This is a genomic window from Paenibacillus puerhi (assembly GCF_009846885.1).
Classification (GTDB): domain Bacteria; phylum Bacillota; class Bacilli; order Paenibacillales; family NBRC-103111; genus Paenibacillus_G; species Paenibacillus_G puerhi.
In genome coordinates this window covers 62,748-81,176 of the sequence record NZ_WUWM01000024.1, presented here as the reverse complement: position 1 = coordinate 81,176, position 18,429 = coordinate 62,748, and the positions used below count along the sequence as shown (strand labels likewise).

The following is an 18,429-nucleotide window of genomic DNA, read 5'->3' as shown; positions in this document are numbered from 1 at the left end:
AAAAAGGTACAGTCCCCTCGTTAACCCGAGGCGCTGTACCTTTTTGAGTTGAGCAAAGCTTGTTCAGCGGCTTCCTGCTGGGGCCGGCTCTTTGGAAATGACTACGCATGTAGAGGACTGCCCTCTGCGTCAGCCTTCCATCCGCCTTTCCAAGGCGGGCAGACGGACGATGGTGCTGGCGGGAAACCTCGCGGCATACGCCTGCTGTACATGCCGGTGGCAGGTAAACAGCAGAAGCTGGCCCCGTCCGGCTACCGTCTCCAGCAGCTCCAGCCCCCGCCTCAGCCGTTCATCGTCAAAATTGACGAACAGATCGTCCATGATCAGTGGCAGCCGGATACCGGTCGCTCCATATTCATCGGCAAGAGCCAGCCGGATGCAGACATACATCTGCTCGGCCGTCCCCCGGCTCAGTCTCCCCGTCTCGACGAGGCCCCCTTCCGACAGCTCGGCCAGCACTCGCTGCTCTCCGATCGGCGTCAGGATCCGCGTATACCTTCCTCCGGTAATCCGGGAAAAATCTTCGGATGCCCTTCTCATAACCAAGGGCTGCTTGTCCTGCTCGAAGATCGTCTTCGTACGGACGATTAATTGCTGGCATAGCGCCTGTACCGCCCATCGCCCCGCTAGACGAAGCGTTTCCGTCCGGCATTCCTCGACAAGCTGCATCGCATTCGCATGCCGGCTGCCGTCGGCCAATCGCTCCAGCTCCATCCGCAGACGGCTCCTGGCTTCCCGGGCCTCCTCCAGGCCACGGCTTATTTCCTCCAGCCGGGCATCGATCTCGGCCTGCATGTGCTCGAGCTCTCGGCCCCCGTCTTCGCGCAGCTGCAGCAGCGACTGCTCCCAGCTTTCACCGAGCAGCGCGCGCAGCGCCGCCGTCTCCTGACGGCCGGCCGCCGACAGCTCACGCCGTCGCTGAGCCTGACGGTACAGCCGCCGCAGCGATTCGCCGTCCGCCGCTCCGGCGGCACGGTACAGCTCGGCCGAGCGCGCATCCACGCGCTCGCGCTGCTGCCCGAGCAGCGCGGACTGACGGCGCAGCTCCGCCTGCCGTTCGCGCCGCTGGGCCGCCTCCCGCTCGCGGTCGACCGCCCGGCTCAGCTCGGCCTGCCGGGCGCGCAGCGCTGCAGCCGGCCCGGACGCCGCCTCCGGGCCGAGCAGCTCCGCCGCTGCTGCCGCGAAGGCTGCCGCCTCGCCGGCCCATGCCGCCCGGCGCGCCTCCAGCCGGCGCAGCCGCTGCAGCTCGCCGAGCGCGGCCTCCGCCAGCGCCAGCAGCTCCAGCGCCGCATCGGGGCTGGCCGCCTCCGGCAGCGCGCTGGCCCGCAGCCACTCGCGCCAGCGCGCCGCCAGCGGCTCGCCTGCTCGCGCATGGGCAGCGGCTTGCGCCTCGAGCGCGGCCAGCCGCTGCTCGGCGCCCGCGCGGGCGGCCTGCCGGGCTGCGCTCGCGCGGAGCTGCCGCTCGAGGGCATCGAGCCAAGGCTCGATGTCCTCCGGCGGCAGCGGCAGCGCGCCGGCATCGGCGGCTGGCCCCGCGCTGGCGCCTGGCGCGGGTGCGCCGTCAGCTGCAGCCGCAGCCGCGCTCCTGCGGCCAGCCGCCCCGGCGCCGCGCGGGCGCAGGCCGTCGGCAGGTGCTTCGCCCGCGGCCGGCCCGCGGGCTGCCGCCGTCTCAGCCGCCCCGGCCGCAAGGCCCGGCCAGCCCAGCGCGCCAAGCTCCGCGCTCAGCCGGACGGCCAGCTCGGCGGCATGCGCCTCCAGCGGGCCCAGTCCAGCGCCTCGCTCGGCTGCCCCGGCTGCGCCGCCCGCACGCTGCGCGCGTCCTCCGCGGCCCGGCTGACCTTTGCCGGCCTGGCGGCGGAGCCGCGAACGGACCGCTCCTCCGATCCCCGCGGCCATCAGCACAAAGGCTACGGCAGCGGCAACCGGTTCTCCCAGCGCCAGCAGAAGCGCAGGAAGTATAAGCGCTGCGGCGATCAGGCCGGGGAGGAAAGCCCGGCCGCCGCCCTCACTCCCGCTTGTACCGGCTTCGGGCGTACCTGCGCCGATCCGCTCCAGATCGCGGAGTCGCTGCCCGGCATGCCTGAGCTCGCGCTGCGCCTCTCGCCAGTCGGCCAGCAGTCGGCGTGCCGCTCCGACCCGCTCCAGCGCTGCCGCAGTCTGCCGTCCCCCGCCCGCTTCCGTCTCTTCCGCCGCTCCCTCAGCCAGCTCCTGTTCGATTCGCTTGCGCTCTCCGTCCAGCACCGCCAGCTCCTGCTTCCAGCCCCTCCATTCCTCACGGAAAAAAGCAGCTTCCTCTCTCAGCAGCACCGCCGGACGCAGCTGTTCCAGCGTCGACAGGGACCAGTCCGGGCCGATTCGCCGGAGCAAGCGCTCCAGCTCGGCCTGCTGCCGCTCCGCCTCGCCCGCGGCTTCCCCCTGCTGCCTAAGCGTTTCTTCATACGCGGCAAGCCGGTCCACCAAGGCTTCGGTCTCTTGGCGCCGCACCAGCAGCTGCCTCCGCCTGTCCGCTTCTGCTTGAAGAACGGCCAGTTCCGCGTCCGTTTCCTCCAGTTGCAGCGACACCCTGTCTTGCTCGAGCGCAATCCGCTCCCGCTCGGCTTCCAGCGCCTCCTCGCGGGCCAGCGCATCCTCCGGCACGTGATCAAGGGCCGCGGGCAGCTCCCGCAGCTCGCTGTATACCAGCTCATAGCGAAGAGCATGCGGCTTTGCCTGACGAAGCCGCTCAAGCTCGCCGGTTTTCCGCTGCAGCTCGGCAAGCTCTTCCTCCATTCGCTTGCAGCGCTCCGATAAAGCCCCCTCCTCATGCAGCAGCGTCTCATACTTCTCGGACTGACGTCTGCTGGCACCAAGCTGCTCCTCCGCCTCGGCGAGTCGCTGCAGCGCCTGATTGACCAGCGGCGTCCGTCCGCGCGGCCGATAGAGCTGCTCCATCTCCTGGGTCAGCTTGCGCTGGGCCGTCCGAATAACGGCCCCGCTGATGCCTAGCCCCGCGCTGTATAGAAACCCGCTGACCTCGTCCTGCTGCAGCGTACCCAGCTCCTGAAGCTCGGTCAAGCCGAACGCGAAGACATGCTGAAACACATCGGGCGTCATCCCCCCGACCAGCTCGCTCAGCTCACGCTCGCCTCCCACCGCTCCATCGGGAAAAATGACCTTAACTAGTCCTGCCGCCGGCGTCCTTCCCTTGCCTTCAGGCGAGCGGTCCCAGCGTTCCACCGTAATCCGGTCCCCTCCGCCTGTGTTCAGAATCAGCCTGCCTCCCTGAATAACGGACGGATCCGGGACATAGCGGCCGGCGCCGCCTTTGCTGTGAAAGCCGAACAGCAGCGCGCGGATAAATTCCAGGACAGAGCTCTTCCCCGCTTCATTCGGCCCATAAATCAGGGTAATCGGCCCCTCCGTGTTGACCGACATGCCGCGGAGCGGGCCAAACGCGCCGATCTCGATACGTTCAATTCTCATCCGTTCCGCCCCGCTTCCATACCCGGCAGCAGCAGATCAACCGCCAGCTCCTCCGCTTCAATGAGCCATGCCCGCTTCTCTTCCTCCGAAACCCCTTTCAGCAGAGTAGCAAGGAGCGGATTCATCTCCAGCGGGGCAAACGCATCGGCGCCGAGCTCCGCAAGCAGCCCGGGCGAGCCTGCCGCATCCCTGGAGAGCCGCAGCAGCTCTCCAAGAAATCCGGATTGGGCAGCCAGCTCCCCAGTATCGACAGGGGCTCCCGTCCGATCGGCCAAGCCCTCTAGCCAGATCCCGGCGTATTCCTCTCCGAGCGCTGACGCAAGCTCCTGGACGGCTCCCGCACGGCGCAGCATGCCATGGAGCGTGCCTCTGCCCGTCAGGGACAACCGGAGCAGTACCGGGCGGCCTTCCGCTTCCGCCATTGCCGCTTCCATCGCTTCCTCCAGCGCTTGCTTCAATTGCTGCTCCGTCTCCAGTCTCTCTATCGAGACGTCGGCCGCCCCCCACCGCCAGCCGTCCAAGGAATGGAAGTCGAGCTCCGCGTCCCCCTGCTCCGATACGGTTACGAGGTAGCAGCCTCTGGCCCCTTGCTCGCGGATATGCCTTCCCTGGATATTGCCCGGGTACACAACCCAGGGACGCTCATGCAGCACCCGCCGCGTATGAATATGCCCGAGCGCCCAATAGTCGATCCCCCGGCCCAGCAGATCCCCGAGACGGCACGGCGCATAGTTGCCATGCTCTCCGTCCCCATCCACATTCGTATGCAGCAGTCCGATATGGAACAACCCGTCAGCTTCCCTGCGGAAGCCGGGGGTCAAGTTTTCCGTCACCGCCGCCCGGTCGAAGGAAATGCCGGAGATACGGGCCAGCGCAGCGCCGCTCCGATCGACCGCCAGGACGCTCTCGACTCTCCCGCAGCCAAATACATGAACACCGGGAGGATAACTCAGCTTCGCCGAGTATCCCTCCTGCATCGGATCGTGGTTGCCATGAATGATATACGAAGCAATGCCGTGTTCGGCCAAGGTCTTCAGCGCCTGCTGAAACCGCAGCTGAGCGCGCAGCGAGCGCTCCTTAGCGTCGTAGATATCTCCTGCAAACAGCACAAAGTCCACCCGCTGCTCCAGCGCCAGCTCGACCAGTCTGTCCAGAGCGGCGAATGTCGAATCCCTGAGCTCGGCTCTGACGGCATCCGGAAGTCCGGCCAATCCTTTGAACGGACTATCCAAATGCAGGTCGGCCGCATGTATAAATCGAAACGCCCTCATCCGCTTCCCTCCTTCTTCAGTCTTGAACGACTCGGCTCGGCCTGACCCGGCCCTTCCCGGACAAAAAACCTGACCAGCCGGCCAGGTTTGCATCGTTTGTCTATCCGGGATGGTTGCCGGCTCAAGTCCGGGCCCCGTTCTCCTTGCGGTAAGAGCGGTATACCGCGCGCAGCTGCTGCACGACACGCGTCATGGAATAAGATTTCAGCGCCTTCTCCAGAGCTACCCGGGAGAGCTGGTAGCGGTACATCGGATCGCCGATCACCTTCTCAAGCGCTCCGGCCAGCGCCGGGACGTCGTCGACGGGGACGAGCAGTCCATTGATCCCGTGTTCGATCTGCTCTGCGATGCCTCCGACCTGCGTGCCCACGACAGCCAGCCCGCATAGAGCAGCCTCGGCGTAGACCGAACCGAAGGACTCGGCGCGCGAAGGAAGAACAAAGACATCGAAGAACGGCATAAAATGTTCGGGATGCAAAATATATCCGTAAAATATCGTTTCCTCGTATATATCCAGCTTGACCGCGAGCTCCTCAAGCTCGGTACGGATCGGACCGTCGCCGATCAAGTGGAGAACGAACTTATGGCCCCGGCGCTTCAGCTCGGCGCAAGCCTGCAGGAGCGTATCCAAGCCTTTGGCCGGTACGAGCCGGCAGACGGAGATCAGCTGGGGCACCTTATTGTCGCGGTGAACCGGTCGAAACCGCTTCTCATCGAAACCGTTCGGGATCACCCCGATTCGCTCGGGCTCCTGCACATAATCGGCCAAGTACCGCTTGAATGAATTGGATACGGTAATCAGCTGATCCGCCCGCTCCTCCAGCTCCCGGTACACCGAGGTCAGGAATTGATGCTCGGGACCGTTCTCCGCGATCTTGCCGTTTAAAATCAATTCTTTCTCGTAACTGGAATGGACCGTCATGATGAGGGGTGTATCCGGGAATAGCGTCTTCATGACAAGCGCAGCGATCGGATGATGGGCATGGATCAGATCGAAGGACTTCTGAATCCGCAGCTTCGTCCACCAGGTGTAGTCCTTGTAGGTCTGGATATACTTATCGACGACCGGATGGCCTGCATACACGGTCCAGTCGAAGGTTTCGAAACGCACCTCTTCGCTTCCCTTATTCCGAATGCGCTTGGGCAGCGAGAACAGCTCCATCTCCCACCCTCTTTTGTTGAAGCGGTCCAGCATAAACGGAACCATGGAAGAAACTCCGCCCGGCTGCTCCGGCGGAAAAAACAAAGCTTGAAGCACTCGCATGTGAAAATAAACCCCCGGTCCTTCCAAAGTTGAATGACGCCTGAACGCCATGGCGTACAGTTCATGATGACTTTCTGTCTACCTATCATCCTAACAGGTATGAAAACTCAGAACAAGACTTCCTACTCGAATATATGTTTGGTATAATGAGAACCAGTTCAAGGCTCAGGACGGAGGCCAGACACCGATTTATGGACCGTTTTTCGTTTACCCCAAGCTTATTCGGACCGGCAGGCTCGCTGTGGATTCACTCCATGCTGACGGTCATTATCCTTATGACGATGCTTTTATCGATCCGGCTTCTCCTGTCGCGCCGCAAGATCGGCTATTTCTCCATGCTCGTCGCTCTAGGCATTACGCTCCTCCAGTACGGGCAGCTGATCGCCCGCGCCTGGAATCCCGAGGCCGGCGATATGCAGACCTTCTTCGAGCTGACCCTGAAGGTGCTTGCCTTCGTGATGATCAATATCGGCATCTTCCAGCTCTACAATCCGACGCGCAAGCGGGATAGCGCCGTTATTATTCTATTTTTCCTTCTGACTGCCGCCGCTTGCTCCACCTATTGGCTGGCTCCCTCCTGGCTGCAGGGCAGCGAGGAGCATACGAGGCTGCTTCGTCCCCTTGGGCTGGAGCTATATTTGTTTATCCTGCTGTTTCTCAGCTTTCTGCTGGTCAATCCCCGTATCGGGCAGAACGGCAAGTTTCAGGCTATGCTCACGTTTTATTTTGGTTCCCATACGCTTCATATGGCCAATCTGTATATTTTCGAAGACAAACAGCCTCTGATGAAGCTGCTGGAGCAGCTGCTGCCTTTCGGCTTCCACATCATCCTGTTCCTGTTTATCTTCGAGCGCATCATCGAGATTATGCAGGCGATCTATACCTCCTCCATCACGGACGGACTGACCCGGCTGTATAACCGCAAATATTTCAGCAATCGGCTCTCGCAGGCTATCCAGCAGCGGCTGCCTGTATCCGTTATCTTCAGCGATATCGACAACTTCAAGAAGCTGAACGATACGAAAGGCCACCACATGGGCGATCAAGTCCTCAAGCAGGTTGCCCAGATCATGAAGGAAGAAGCCGAGGAGGCCGGAATATGCGGCCGATACGGCGGGGAAGAGATGGTCGTCATGGTAACCGATGGCTCCACTTCGCCCGATGAGCTGGCGGAGCGCATCCGGGCCCGCGTCGAGTCCGAGACGATCGTCACGGTAAGCATGGGGCATAGCAAGCTGAAGAAAGGGGTTGGGCCGGACGAGCTGGTCAAGCAAGCGGACGAAGCGATGTACAAGGCCAAGACGACGGGCAAAAACAAGGTCGTCGGCTGGAGCTGATCCCCCGGCACTTATCCGCTTCTTACTCGACTGCCCTGTCGCCTTATAACAAAACGCCTTCTCCCTCCGGTTTCGCAACCGGAAGGAGAAGGCGTTTTTGATGAAGAAGAGGAGCAGGCGATACTTACTTCACGCCTTTATCGACTTCCTCCACCATCTTGGAAACCGAGATCAAGCCGCCGCCGCTCAAGTACCAGTAGTTCGGATCGAGGTAAACGATGCCGCCGTTTTTGAAGGCGTTCGTGTTCTTGACCAGTTCATTCTCAATCACTTTCTTGGCCGGCGAATCGCCGCCGCCTGCCACTGCGGCATCGCGGTCGATGACGAACAGCAGATCCGGATTTTTCTGTGCGATAAATTCCGGCGAGATGCTTTGGCCGTGCGTAGTAACTTGAATGCTGCTGTCCACGGGAGCGAAGCCAAACGTCTCATGCAGGATGCCGAAACGCGATCCCGGGCCGTAAGCGCTGATTTTGCCGCCATTTACAAGCACGATCAGCGCTTTTTTGTCCCCGGACGACGCCTTGGCGTTCAGCTTCTTAACGGACTCGCCGACAGTCGCCACTTCTTTCTCAATCTCCGTTTCCTTGCCGAAGATTTGGCCGATCGTCTTCATGTTCGACTCGAAAGACTCCATATACTTGGTATTGTCTACGCCTACGAATACCGTAGGAGCAATTTTGCTAAGCTCCTCGTAAGCCGTTTGCTGACGGCCTGAGATCAGGATCAGGTCCGGCGCCGCCGCGTTGATTTTCTCAAAATCAGGCTCTACCAGAGAACCGACGTTTTTATACTTCGTATCCTTGTACTTCTCCAGATAGGGAGGGATATTCGCTTGCGGAACTCCGATGACCGGAATACCCAGCTTTTCCAGCGTATCCAGCGCGCCGAAGTCGAATACGACGACCTTCTGCGGATTTTTCTTAACCTTGGCTTCGCCAAGCTGATGCTTGATCGTCAATACCTCATCTGTCTTGGCGGGCGCCTGGGCTTCCGTCCCTCCTGCCGAGCCCCCGTTCGAGCTGTTCGTTGCCGGAGCGCTGCCGCATGCTGCGAGCGCCAATGCCAGTACCGTCGTCATCAGGACTGTGGAAAACTTTTTCACTCTACTCACCCTTTACCTTAGTATGGTTTGTTATATATGGAAATGCCCCTTACGGAGCCTTTTCGCCATGGTTTAGCCGCTTGCTTATCCTGCGCTACGTAAAATACACGCAAATTTTGTTCCCTTGAATGTCCTGGATATGAATATCCATGTCGTACACCTCGCGGAGCACATCCGGGCGGATGATTTCTTCTGTAGGACCTTCCTTGACTACCCGGCCGTCCTTCAAGGCAACGATCGTATCGGAGTAGCAGGAAGCGAAGTTGATATCATGGATGACAAGTACAATCGTCTTGCCAAGCTCGCTCACCATCCGCTGCAGCACCTTCATAATTTGCACGGAGTGCTTCATATCCAGGTTGTTCAGCGGTTCGTCCAGCAGCACGTATTCCGTGTCTTGAGCGATGACCATCGCTATGTAGGCTCTCTGTCTCTGTCCGCCGCTCAGCTGATCCAGGTATTTGTGCTGCATGTCCTCCAGGTCCATGTAGCGGATCGCTTCATCCACGAAGGCGACGTCTTCGGGAGTCAGCTTGCCCTGGGAGTAAGGGAAGCGGCCGAAGTTGACGAGCTCCCTTACCGTCAGGCGAATGTTGATATGATTGGACTGCTTGAGAATCGATATTTTTTTGGCCAGGTCATTGCTCTTGCAGGAGCCCAGCTCCTTGCCATCGATATAAATCTCACCGCTATCCTTCGTAATGAGCCGGCTGGCCATGGACAGCAGCGTGCTTTTGCCGGCGCCGTTCGGCCCGATAAACGACGTAATCTTGCCCTTCTCGATGGTCACGGAGACATCGTCGATGACGTTTTTGCTGCCATACCGCTTCGACACATGCTTGATCTCTACCACGACTTATTCTCCTTTAGTAACAGATAGATGAAGTACACGCCGCCGATCAGATTGATGATTACACTGATGGTTGTCGTGAAGGTGAACACCCGCTCGACGAGCAGCAGCCCGCCGATCAGGGCAATGACGCTGATCAGTATAGAGCCGGTGATCAGCACCCGGTGCCGGTAGGTCCTCAGCAGCTCATGCGCTACGTTGGCGACCAGCAGGCCTAGGAAGGTAATCGGTCCGACAAGCGCGGTGGCGATCGACACGAGGATGGCGACCACGATCAGCAGTCGTTTGACAACAGCGTCATAATCGATCCCGAGGTTGACGGCATGCTCGCGGCCCAGCGACAGCACATCAAGGTATTTCATGTATTTGGCGCAGTACAGACCGATTAGGATCATCAGGACAATGGAGATGGCCAACAGGTCCTTGTTTACGTTGTTGAAGCTCGCAAACATTTTGTCCTGGACAATCAGGTATTCATTGGGGTCGATCAGCACTTGCATGAACGAGCTGATGCTCTGAAACAACGTGCCGAAGATGATCCCGACCAGCAGCAGGAAGTACAAATTCCGCCCTTCCCTCTTGAAGACGATCCGATACAGCACCAGAGAGAATAGCACCATCCCCGCTACCGACAAGCCGAAGTGCAGATGCTTGCTCATGGAGGTGAGCGCCTGCGAGCCTAGAGCGAATACAACAACCGTCTGAAGCAGCATATATAAGGAGTCCAATCCCAGAATGCTGGGCGTCAGGATCCGGTTGTTCGTCAAGGTCTGGAACACCATAGTCGAGAATGCGATTGCGATCGCGGTCAGAAGTATCGCCAGTACTTTGGTAGCTCGGCGCGGCAATACATAATCCCAGTTGCCGCCGGCCTGAATAACCATGAATACGGCAATCAATCCAAGCGCCGCCGCAGCCAATATGCTGAGCTTCGCTTTATTGTTCATATGCCTTACCCCTCATGAGCAAATAAAGAAAAATGCCGCTTCCGATGACGCCGACCGTCAAGCCGATCGAAATTTCATACGGATAGATGATGAGCCTTCCCACAATATCGCAGCCGAGTACGAAAACGGCGCCCAGCAGCGCGGTGGCGGGCAAGCTTTTTTTCAGATGATCCCCCTGGAAGAGAGTGACGATATTCGGGATGATCAAGCCGAGAAACGGAATCATGCCCACCGTCAGAATAACGACGGACGTGACCAGGGCGATCAGAACAAGTCCGATGTTGACGACCTGCTTGTACTTGAGCCCCAGATTGACGGCAAATTCCTCGCCCATGCCGGCTACCGTGAACCGATTGGCATACAGATAGGCGATGATAACCAGCGGCACGCTGAGGTACAGCATCTCGTACCGGCCTTTCATGATCATCGAGAAATCGCCGTGCAGCCAGGCGGAGATGCTTTGGATTTTGTCGTACTTATACGCGAAGAACGTCGTAATCGAGCTGACGATACCGCCGAACATAAGGCCTACCAGCGGGATGAACACCGCATCCTTGTACTTCACCTTCTCCAGGATTTTCATGAAGATGAAGGTGCCCAGCAGGGCAAACACGAAGGCGATGAGCATCTTCTGCATCGGTGCGGCCGAGCTGAACAGCAGCATCGAGACTAGAATACCGAGCCGTGCCGAGTCCTCGGTTCCCGCCGTCGTCGGCGATACGAATTTATTGCGGCTAAGCTGCTGCATGATGAGTCCGATGATGCTCATGCTGACTCCGGCGATAATGAGGCTGATTAGTCGAGGGAGCCGGCTAGTCAGCAAGATCTGGATGTGGTCCGGCTGCATATTCAGCAGGTCCAGCGGGGACAAATCCTTCACGCCGATAAAAACGGAACAGGCGGATAAGAGGAAGAGCAGCGCTGCGAGATATCTTTTTTTCATAACGGTCTGTAACGCATCCTTTAGCCCGAGGTATCGGAGAGCAGAACGCTCTTCCTCATCGAAACTGATAATCATTATCACCGAAGTCTATCCTACCTTATTTTTCAGTTACTTGAATGGACTTTCCTGTTTCGCCGGATGGACTTTTCTTCAGATGCGATTTCTACAAAGGGATCGGCGTGCAACGCAAACAGCGGAACCTCGCTGCGATATCCCGCGACTTTGGCCGTATAGGCTTGGAGTCCGCGAGGCACGCCATGAAGTTCCGCTGCCGGCTGCGTAGGGTACGCACGTACGTATTCCAGGCTAACATGTTGGGGCTATCTGTATCCGAACGGGAGACATGGGCATCATCCCGCCATAGGAGCGTCCTGTCCGATAACGCCTGAGGACGCGGCAGGCTTCACCAATACCTTGCGCTCCCAGGCGCGGCTGCGCCAGCGGAGCAGCATGATTAATCCGCGAAGCCATTCGTCGACGGTGAAGGCTATCCAGACCCCGATCAGACCCATCTCCTGATGAATGCCGAGGAAGTAGGACAGCGGCACGCAAATGCCCCACATGGATAATACACCCATGAGTACAGGAAAACGGGCATCCCCCGCCGCCCGGAGCGAGTTGATCACGACCAGGTTGAACGTCCGGCCCGGCTCCAAAATAACGGAAAGCAGCAAAATGCCGGCCCCCATGGCAATAATCTCGGGATTATCGGTGAACAGGCCCATCAGTCGTTCGCGAAACAACGCCGCGATACATACAATGACGAAGGTCAGCACGAGACTGATACGCAAGCTTTTCATCAGCCTGCGGTACGCGGGCTTCAATTCTCCCGCTCCGATCATATGGCCGATTACGATCTCCGTACCCATACCGATAGCGGCGGCGAGCGCCATGAAATACATGCTGATATTATAGACATACACATGCGCGCTGAGCGCTTCCTGCCCGATCCTCGTAATAAACACCATGATCATCATATATTGCGATTGCCACGATAGATGTTCGCCGGCTGACGGCAGCCCGATACCGAGAATCTGCCGGACATGCAACTTATCGAAGGTGACATAATCGCGGAGTCGGATAGGCACCGGCATTCGCCGGTAAAGCAGGACGATAAGGACGATCAGGCCGAGCAAACGGCTCCCTACCGTAGATACGGCGGCTCCGGTAACGCCCCATTCCGGAAAGCCCATATGACCGAAAATAAGCAAATAGTTGCCGATAATATGCAGGACGTTTACCCCAAGCGTGACAAACATGACGTCGCGGGATTGGCCGTTCGCCCGAATGACGGAGGATATCGCATAGGACAAGGCCTCGACCCAGATAAAGCCTCCGATCAGCTTGAGATAACGGTCGGCCAATTGGAGCATCGACGGGTCCAGATGCATCAGCTCCAGCAGCGGACGGCTGAAGAGCACGAGCGCAAGGCTTAACAGGATGCCGAACAGCAGATTCATCGTAATGGCTACGGCCGCAATCCGGGTAGCCGTCTCGGGTCTGCCCGCACCCAAATATTGAGTGACCGCGACACTCGTTCCGATGCCGACAAAGCCGAACATCAAAATGCAGAAAACGATCATTTCATTGGCAAGCCCGATGGAGCCGGCCACCTGGTCGGATATGCGGCTGAGCATGAATACATCAGCCGTACCAAGCATCATGCGCAGCAGAGAATCAACAAAGATAGGCCATGTAACGGCCAGCAGGCTCAGCTTCTTCCAAGCCGGAGAGGTTTCTGTCTGTAAGTTGTTCATGTCTCGAGTCGGTTTCTCCTTCTGTCTCTAAATCCACATCCTCCCTATTATCATACACCTGAGGCTGGACGTACAGAAGGTAAATATTAGATGAACCTACTGCAGCTCGAACAGTTCATCGAACGGCCTCTCCAATACCTCGGCCAGCCTCTTGGCGGTTCCCGGTCCGATCGTTTTCAGCGATCTCTCCAGCAAGCTGATGTATGCATAACTGATCCCGGTACTGTCGGCCAATTCCCGCTGCGTCATGCCCTTCACGATCCGCGCCTTCGTCACCGCTTTCGGCTTGGCAATAATTCGCACGCCATCTCCCCCAAACTCTCCCTTTTCTTGGTGTTATTATGTATAATAGTCACCATTCTTTACAAATGCAACCAATTATTTTTACTTTTGTTAACAAACATCCGAGCAGAAACGTCTCTGACACCTGGCTCTCCAGCAAAAAACCGCTCCTTGCGAGCGGTCCTTCCTCCTATTATCCTATTGCCGGCTTCGGACAAGGTGTCTGCCTTCATTTCCGCATGCGCGCTGCTGCATCCTTTGCTTTCGCCTTAAGTCTTACACAGGGAGAGTTACCCGGTATTTAACCCCTTCCCCCGGGGAGGCCTTCAGTTCCATTTTTCCGTGCAGGAAATGTACCCGGCCCTTCAACTGCTCCATCCCGATCCCCGAGCGGTTATGCTCCCTTGGCTCTACTACCTGGTCATCGAAGCCCACGCCGTCGTCCTCATAGAGCAAACAAAATACGTGATCCGCCGCCTCCATTTTGAAGGTCACTCGGGAGGCTTGCGAATGCTTCTTCGCGTTATTCAGCCATTCCTGAATAATTCTGAAAATATGCTTTTTCTTCAAGATATCCACCTGCTCGATGACAGCGGTATTTTCAGTGATGAACTCAATTTGAAAAGGACTATGATAAGCCTCCTGATCCAGCCACATCCGGACGGTGGCGACAAGCCCGATATCGTTCAGCATAGAAGGGTTCAGTTCAAAGCAGCTTTGCCTTAGATTGACATGGATCAGCTCCACAAAATTGATGATGTTGTTAACATGAGCCTGTTCGTCCGGATTCAAAGCCACCTTCTCAAGCAGTGCGGCGAACCTTCGTTTGAGAAAAAACAAGTCCTGCATAGTGGTATCATGCAGATCGCTGGCGATCCGAATCCTCTCCGTCTCCTGGAGCTCGAACATCAGCTTGCGGAACCATTGAATATCCGGCGCCTCCTGCTCGGCCGGAAGCCGCGAAGCAAGCTGCTGCAGCCGGAGCGTAAGCTTCCGGGTCAAGTGCAGATTCTCCATGCTGACAGCCAGATAGGTCGTGATGAGACGGAGCCATTGCAGCTCCTCCTCGACGAGTCTCATATTCGTTTTCTTTCTTGTCAGGATCATGTAGCTGGCATATTCCTCGTGACGATTAATTTCCAGACAAGTGTACCCGGGATGATTCATCAGCGCGGACGATGCGAGCAATTGCTCGATTTCCCCCGGATCGATCGCTCCCTCCGCTACCGTCTCGACGGCATCGGGGTATTGAAATACGATGGCTGCCCCGGCAATCTCCAAGGTGGAGACGATATCCGTCAGCAGGACATCCTTGAGCTCGCCAAAGCTTGAGATCTGCTCCAGCCGCCGGGACATTTTTTTCAGCGAAGCTTGAAGGGCATGCCTTCTTGGAAACACAAGCCGCTCTAGTCTCGGGGTGAAATACTCGGCCGAATACAGCACCAAGGCCACAAGCCCGACGGAAGCGGCAAACAGAAAGACCAAATGCTGCAGATGGAGGTCATCCGGAAATATCGTCGCATACAAGCCGGTAAGCACGCCGCACGGAATAACGGCCATCGCTATGGCGAACAGCAAGCGCCGCAATACATTACCTATGTCGTAAAGCTGATCGGACATGATTAAGTAAGCGAAGCAAAGAGGGAAAAACAAGATGAAAATGCTCGTGTACTCGGACTGTGCCACTTGAACGTTGCCAATTAGTTTGGGAAGCACCGTGAAACAAATGAAAGGCGCAAAGGATATGAACAAGCAGACCCATACGCTTCTTAGGATAGAGGCGAAGTATGTTTTTTCTTGCCGGTGCCGGACGTACAGATATCCAAGTAAAGAAATATTCAACACAAATCCGAATACAAAAAAAGTTAGCGTAAGCGGGTTATGCGTTAAATAAGCGAAATAAGCCCAGGGGGGAATAAAGTATAAAATCCGGATAAGGAAACCGGCAAACAGGACGGCGTACAAATATTTCATGAATCCCAGCGGCAAAGAGAAGCTTCCTTTTTCCTTGAAAAACACGAGCAGGAAATGCAAAAAAAGGATTTGCAGAGCCATCATAAAATTCGCAATCAAAAACTTGCCCAGCGCGTCTCCTCTTACGGAGGCGCCTTGGCTCGCCCATATAAGGCCGCAGGCCAGAAAAACCAGCGAAAGCAGGCGGGCCGAGGGGGACTGTCTCACCCTCGTTATAAGCAATGCGGACATGAATAAGCTGGTTAGGCTGCCGATGAGCGGAACGACATCATACGCTAGAATCCCGTCCTTTACGATAGCAAATGACAGTCTCTGTCCATCTCGGGTAATGACGAGTTCGCGGGCCTGTTCGACCGTTCTCCACTTCTGAACAACAAGCGAATCTCCAGGCGGCCGGCCGTCGATCAGCTCGATCTTATCCCCGACCTGGATATTTAACTTCGAAGCGCTGCCCTGCCTATCGATATCCGTAATCTCCCACTCGCGCTGTCCATTGAGATCCACGTACAAGCCGAGATATGGAAATCGAAAAGCAACCGTCAAGCACCACAATATACAAGCGAAAAGAACTAAGATTCCAAGTCCTAGGCACCAGTCTTTTTTCATATCGGCTCTACCTCTTCGCTCCAGTTTTTGATATAATTTTCTATGCAACCCATTTATGAGAAAGCGGTGAATCCATATGTCCATTATTCAATTGTCCCCTCAGCTCCACCGTGCCGTTCAGCAATTGAAGGAACCAAGCTATCCCGCGAATGCTTTCTCGGCAAGTTCGTTTTCCGCTTCATTATCGGAAGGGGAGTTGACTGCTCTTAGAACCGTTTTTCACCGTTCCGAAAAATCCGGGACTAAGAAGGAGCCCCAAAGCACCTGGTAAGGTGTATTTAGTCATATTTTAGCAAAATAATGAATATTTGTGTATAATTTGTTTTATTTTACTAGCCCGCTGCTTGGCTGCAGCAGGCAAAAAACAGGCGCCGCTTCAGCGGCGCCTGTTTGGCATCCCTTTTCCTATAGCACGGTGAATTCATCCGGCACATATCCGATCCGGGATTGGGCGTGGATCGTTAACCGTTCGTTCTCTTGATCATACTCCACCGGGCCATCCTTGATGTAATACCAGTTTTTTACCGTCGGGCGGTCAGAGTACTCCTCGAATAAAAACACGTTCAGCTCGTTTCTCCACTTTACGATTTCTTCGACCTTATCGTTCCAAGGCGTCCGGATCACGAATCTCCAGCCCTCGCCTTCCGGGATCACTTCATAATCAAGCGGTTGCTTGCCCGTATCGATAAACGTCCTTCCTCCCACGGCATGCTTAACCAGCAACGTCTCCTTCATCCTCACAACCTCCTTAGGGCAGATCGATGAGCATAAGGAAGCTGGCTTCCTTCGCTGCGATCGAAAGCTCGTGCTGACCGCTGATTCGCGCGGTATCGCCGGCCGACAGCGCTTTGCCGGACAAGTCTGCTTTTCCTTCCATGGCGTATACGTAGATACGACGGCCTTCCTGCTGACGGAAGGAGACCGTCTGGCCCGCTTCGACACGGCTTAAATAGATCGTCAAATCCTGATGAATGCCAGCGATGCCTTCCCCCGCTTCTTGGGAGACTACAGGCAGCAGCGCGTTCGTCAGCCCGGACTGCGGGTAGCTGCAAGTTTCGAAGGAAGGCGTCAGCCCGCGCTCGGCCGGCATGAACCAGAGCTGCAGCAGCCGGAGCTCCTCCTCCTCCGAAGCATTATACTCGGCATGAATAAGCCCGCTGCCCGCCGACATGCGCTGCACCTGACCGGCTGCGACGACCTCTTTATTGCCCAGATTATCCTCGTGCCTGACCGCGCCGTCCAATACGATCGTTACGATTTCCATATCGCTGTGCGGGTGGGGGCCGAACCCCCTTCCGGCGGCCAGCACATCGTCATTACATACCCGCATAACGCTAAATTCCGTATTTTCCGGATCGTAATACTCCCCGAACGAGAAGCTGGGCCTGCTGTGCAGCCATCCCAGATCGACGACAGGCCTGTCATCAGATGGAATAATGTGAATCATCTCGCACCTCCTGGGAATCGGATATCAAGCCTTTCTCCTATCTACATTATACCCCAGAGATCCTTTTCTTCACAATGAAGCGTGGACAGCATGCAAAAAAGCCTTTCCTCTGCCCCTGAAGGCAAAGGAAAAGCCATTGCGCTCCTAACCGATTCCATCTTCTCCGGTAAGCGCCAGCACAAACTCCTTGTCCCGGTCGCACACCAGCCTGCCCTGTTCAACCTCCAGCTCCGCCACCTGAATCGAAGATCGACGAGCCGCATACGTAGACGAGGCTGCACCGTGATGCTCGCGGTCCGGATGCGTGAAGTAGAAAATATACGCACGGTCTCCCTGCACGACAACGTCCGCATGCAGGCCGATCGTCCCGTCATCCGGCCGCCGGCCGGGCTGGTCAAGAATCAAGCCATTGCGTTCCCAGCTGTGCAGATCATCCGATCTATACACACCCTGACCTCTCCATTCGTCGACGATCATCCAATAGCTATCCGCCAGCCGGAAGACGTTGGGACCTTCATGGGCCCGGTCGGTAATAACCGGTCCCACTACCGTCCACGTATATAGGTCAGCGCTATCGGCCGCATACGTATGGGAATGGTTCTGCTCATCCTTATACCACATGCGGAACTCGCCGCCCGGCAGCGGATGGATGCAGGCATCGATCACCCGCTCCGAGCTGAGCTTTATATTCGAGACAAAGGTCCAGTTTAGCAGATCAGAGCTCGTATAATGATACAGCTCCCGCTTATGTCCATACCAGTCATCCGGTACTCCCTGGATATAGGAGACATACATATGATAAAGCCCTTCATGCCAGATCACCTCGGGCGCCCAGAACGTATTGCGTCCCCACTCCGTCTCAAGACCCGTCAGCGTCCCGCGGTATACCCAGCTTGCGCCCCCGTCTCGCGAAGAAGCCACCCCGAGGTCCGTACCATGAACCCACGCGAACTTCGGCCCTTCGGCCGTTGCCCTGCGATTCGTATAGATCATCCACCACTCCTGTGCCTGACGGTTCCAGATCACCACCGGATCGGCGGCACCGTCGAAGATCGGATCGCGAAATAATGGCGCCTTCATGAATTAACGCATCCCCTCTCTAGCGGAAAGAATCGAGGTTGTCGATTCATTGTGAGTAACTAAGTTGAAACGTTCTGCTTTCGCTAACGGACCTCAGAGTCTCT

The 18,429-nt window shown here is 56.9% G+C and carries 14 protein-coding genes; 1 reads left to right on the top strand and 13 read right to left on the bottom strand.

Annotated features, from left to right (window positions below; translation table 11 throughout):
- Window positions 1-129 precede the first annotated feature (129 nt).
- The 3 genes from GSF01_RS20535 to GSF01_RS20525 form a co-directional block, all read right to left on the bottom strand.
- Complete coding sequence (locus GSF01_RS20535) at window positions 130-3,462, bottom strand: AAA family ATPase (RefSeq protein ID WP_159887172.1); 3,333 nt, start codon at window positions 3,460-3,462, stop codon at window positions 130-132.
- Window positions 3,459-4,733, bottom strand: coding sequence for a metallophosphoesterase family protein (locus GSF01_RS20530; protein ID WP_159887171.1), 1,275 nt, complete (start codon window positions 4,731-4,733; stop codon window positions 3,459-3,461). Before GSF01_RS20530 ends, GSF01_RS20535 begins: the two co-directional genes overlap by 4 nt.
- Window positions 4,734-4,854: 121 nt before the next feature.
- On the bottom strand, window positions 4,855-5,997 hold the full coding sequence (locus GSF01_RS20525; protein WP_159887170.1) for a glycosyltransferase family 4 protein: 1,143 nt from the start codon (window positions 5,995-5,997) through the stop codon (window positions 4,855-4,857).
- A gap of 191 nt (window positions 5,998-6,188) precedes the next feature.
- On the opposite strand from GSF01_RS20525, the gene GSF01_RS20520 reads away from it, so the two are divergent.
- Entirely contained in the window at window positions 6,189-7,334 is a 1,146-nt protein-coding gene (locus GSF01_RS20520) for a GGDEF domain-containing protein (RefSeq protein ID WP_159887169.1), read from the top strand.
- Window positions 7,335-7,458: 124 nt separating this feature from the next.
- Here the strand turns inward: GSF01_RS20520 and GSF01_RS20515 are convergent, their stop codons facing one another.
- The 10 genes from GSF01_RS20515 to GSF01_RS20470 form a co-directional block, all read right to left on the bottom strand.
- The gene (locus tag GSF01_RS20515; protein WP_201305449.1) at window positions 7,459-8,439 is read right to left on the bottom strand and encodes a siderophore ABC transporter substrate-binding protein; all 981 of its coding nucleotides are present in this window, start codon (window positions 8,437-8,439) and stop codon (window positions 7,459-7,461) included.
- A gap of 94 nt (window positions 8,440-8,533) precedes the next feature.
- Window positions 8,534-9,292 (bottom strand): iron ABC transporter ATP-binding protein, encoded by a 759-nt coding sequence (locus GSF01_RS20510; protein WP_159887168.1) that lies wholly within the window; start codon window positions 9,290-9,292, stop codon window positions 8,534-8,536.
- A complete protein-coding gene (locus GSF01_RS20505) occupies window positions 9,286-10,236 on the bottom strand; it encodes an iron chelate uptake ABC transporter family permease subunit (RefSeq protein ID WP_159887167.1) in 951 nt (316 codons plus the stop codon). The genes GSF01_RS20510 and GSF01_RS20505 overlap by 7 nt, the downstream gene beginning before the upstream one ends.
- A complete protein-coding gene (locus GSF01_RS20500; protein WP_159887166.1) occupies window positions 10,226-11,179 on the bottom strand; it encodes an ABC transporter permease in 954 nt (317 codons plus the stop codon). Before GSF01_RS20500 ends, GSF01_RS20505 begins: the two co-directional genes overlap by 11 nt.
- Window positions 11,180-11,529: 350 nt before the next feature.
- Window positions 11,530-12,936 carry an MATE family efflux transporter gene (locus tag GSF01_RS20495; RefSeq protein ID WP_159887165.1) on the bottom strand — a complete coding sequence of 469 codons (1,407 nt, stop codon included), beginning with the start codon at window positions 12,934-12,936 and terminating at the stop codon, window positions 11,530-11,532.
- Between the two features lie 96 nt (window positions 12,937-13,032).
- Window positions 13,033-13,239, bottom strand: a complete 207-nt coding sequence (locus GSF01_RS20490) for a helix-turn-helix domain-containing protein (protein ID WP_159887164.1) — start codon at window positions 13,237-13,239, stop codon at window positions 13,033-13,035.
- Between the two features lie 255 nt (window positions 13,240-13,494).
- Window positions 13,495-15,798, bottom strand: coding sequence for an ATP-binding protein (locus GSF01_RS20485; RefSeq protein ID WP_159887163.1), 2,304 nt, complete (start codon window positions 15,796-15,798; stop codon window positions 13,495-13,497).
- A gap of 405 nt (window positions 15,799-16,203) precedes the next feature.
- Window positions 16,204-16,533 carry a hypothetical protein gene (locus tag GSF01_RS20480; protein ID WP_159887162.1) on the bottom strand — a complete coding sequence of 110 codons (330 nt, stop codon included), beginning with the start codon at window positions 16,531-16,533 and terminating at the stop codon, window positions 16,204-16,206.
- Between the two features lie 13 nt (window positions 16,534-16,546).
- Window positions 16,547-17,245 (bottom strand): pirin family protein, encoded by a 699-nt coding sequence (locus GSF01_RS20475; RefSeq protein ID WP_159887161.1) that lies wholly within the window; start codon window positions 17,243-17,245, stop codon window positions 16,547-16,549.
- A 144-nt stretch (window positions 17,246-17,389) separates the two neighbouring features.
- Window positions 17,390-18,325, bottom strand: coding sequence for a glycoside hydrolase family protein (locus GSF01_RS20470; RefSeq protein ID WP_159887160.1), 936 nt, complete (start codon window positions 18,323-18,325; stop codon window positions 17,390-17,392).
- Window positions 18,326-18,429: the final 104 nt, after the last annotated feature.

Bases quoted from the DNA above. Each gene is read 5' to 3' on its own strand.
- GSF01_RS20535 (WP_159887172.1), bottom strand. From the start codon at position 3,462: ATGAGAATTGAACGTATCGAGATCGGCGCGTTTGGCCCGCTCCGCGGC.
- GSF01_RS20505 (WP_159887167.1), bottom strand. From the start codon at position 10,236: ATGAACAATAAAGCGAAGCTCAGCATATTGGCTGCGGCGGCGCTTGGA.
- GSF01_RS20485 (WP_159887163.1), bottom strand. From the start codon at position 15,798: ATGAAAAAAGACTGGTGCCTAGGACTTGGAATCTTAGTTCTTTTCGCT.
- GSF01_RS20520 (WP_159887169.1), top strand. From the start codon at position 6,189: ATGGACCGTTTTTCGTTTACCCCAAGCTTATTCGGACCGGCAGGCTCG.
- GSF01_RS20495 (WP_159887165.1), bottom strand. From the start codon at position 12,936: ATGAACAACTTACAGACAGAAACCTCTCCGGCTTGGAAGAAGCTGAGC.
- GSF01_RS20530 (WP_159887171.1), bottom strand. From the start codon at position 4,733: ATGAGGGCGTTTCGATTTATACATGCGGCCGACCTGCATTTGGATAGT.
- GSF01_RS20500 (WP_159887166.1), bottom strand. From the start codon at position 11,179: ATGAAAAAAAGATATCTCGCAGCGCTGCTCTTCCTCTTATCCGCCTGT.
- GSF01_RS20525 (WP_159887170.1), bottom strand. From the start codon at position 5,997: ATGCGAGTGCTTCAAGCTTTGTTTTTTCCGCCGGAGCAGCCGGGCGGA.
- GSF01_RS20475 (WP_159887161.1), bottom strand. From the start codon at position 17,245: ATGATTCACATTATTCCATCTGATGACAGGCCTGTCGTCGATCTGGGA.
- GSF01_RS20470 (WP_159887160.1), bottom strand. From the start codon at position 18,325: ATGAAGGCGCCATTATTTCGCGATCCGATCTTCGACGGTGCCGCCGAT.
- GSF01_RS20480 (WP_159887162.1), bottom strand. From the start codon at position 16,533: ATGAAGGAGACGTTGCTGGTTAAGCATGCCGTGGGAGGAAGGACGTTT.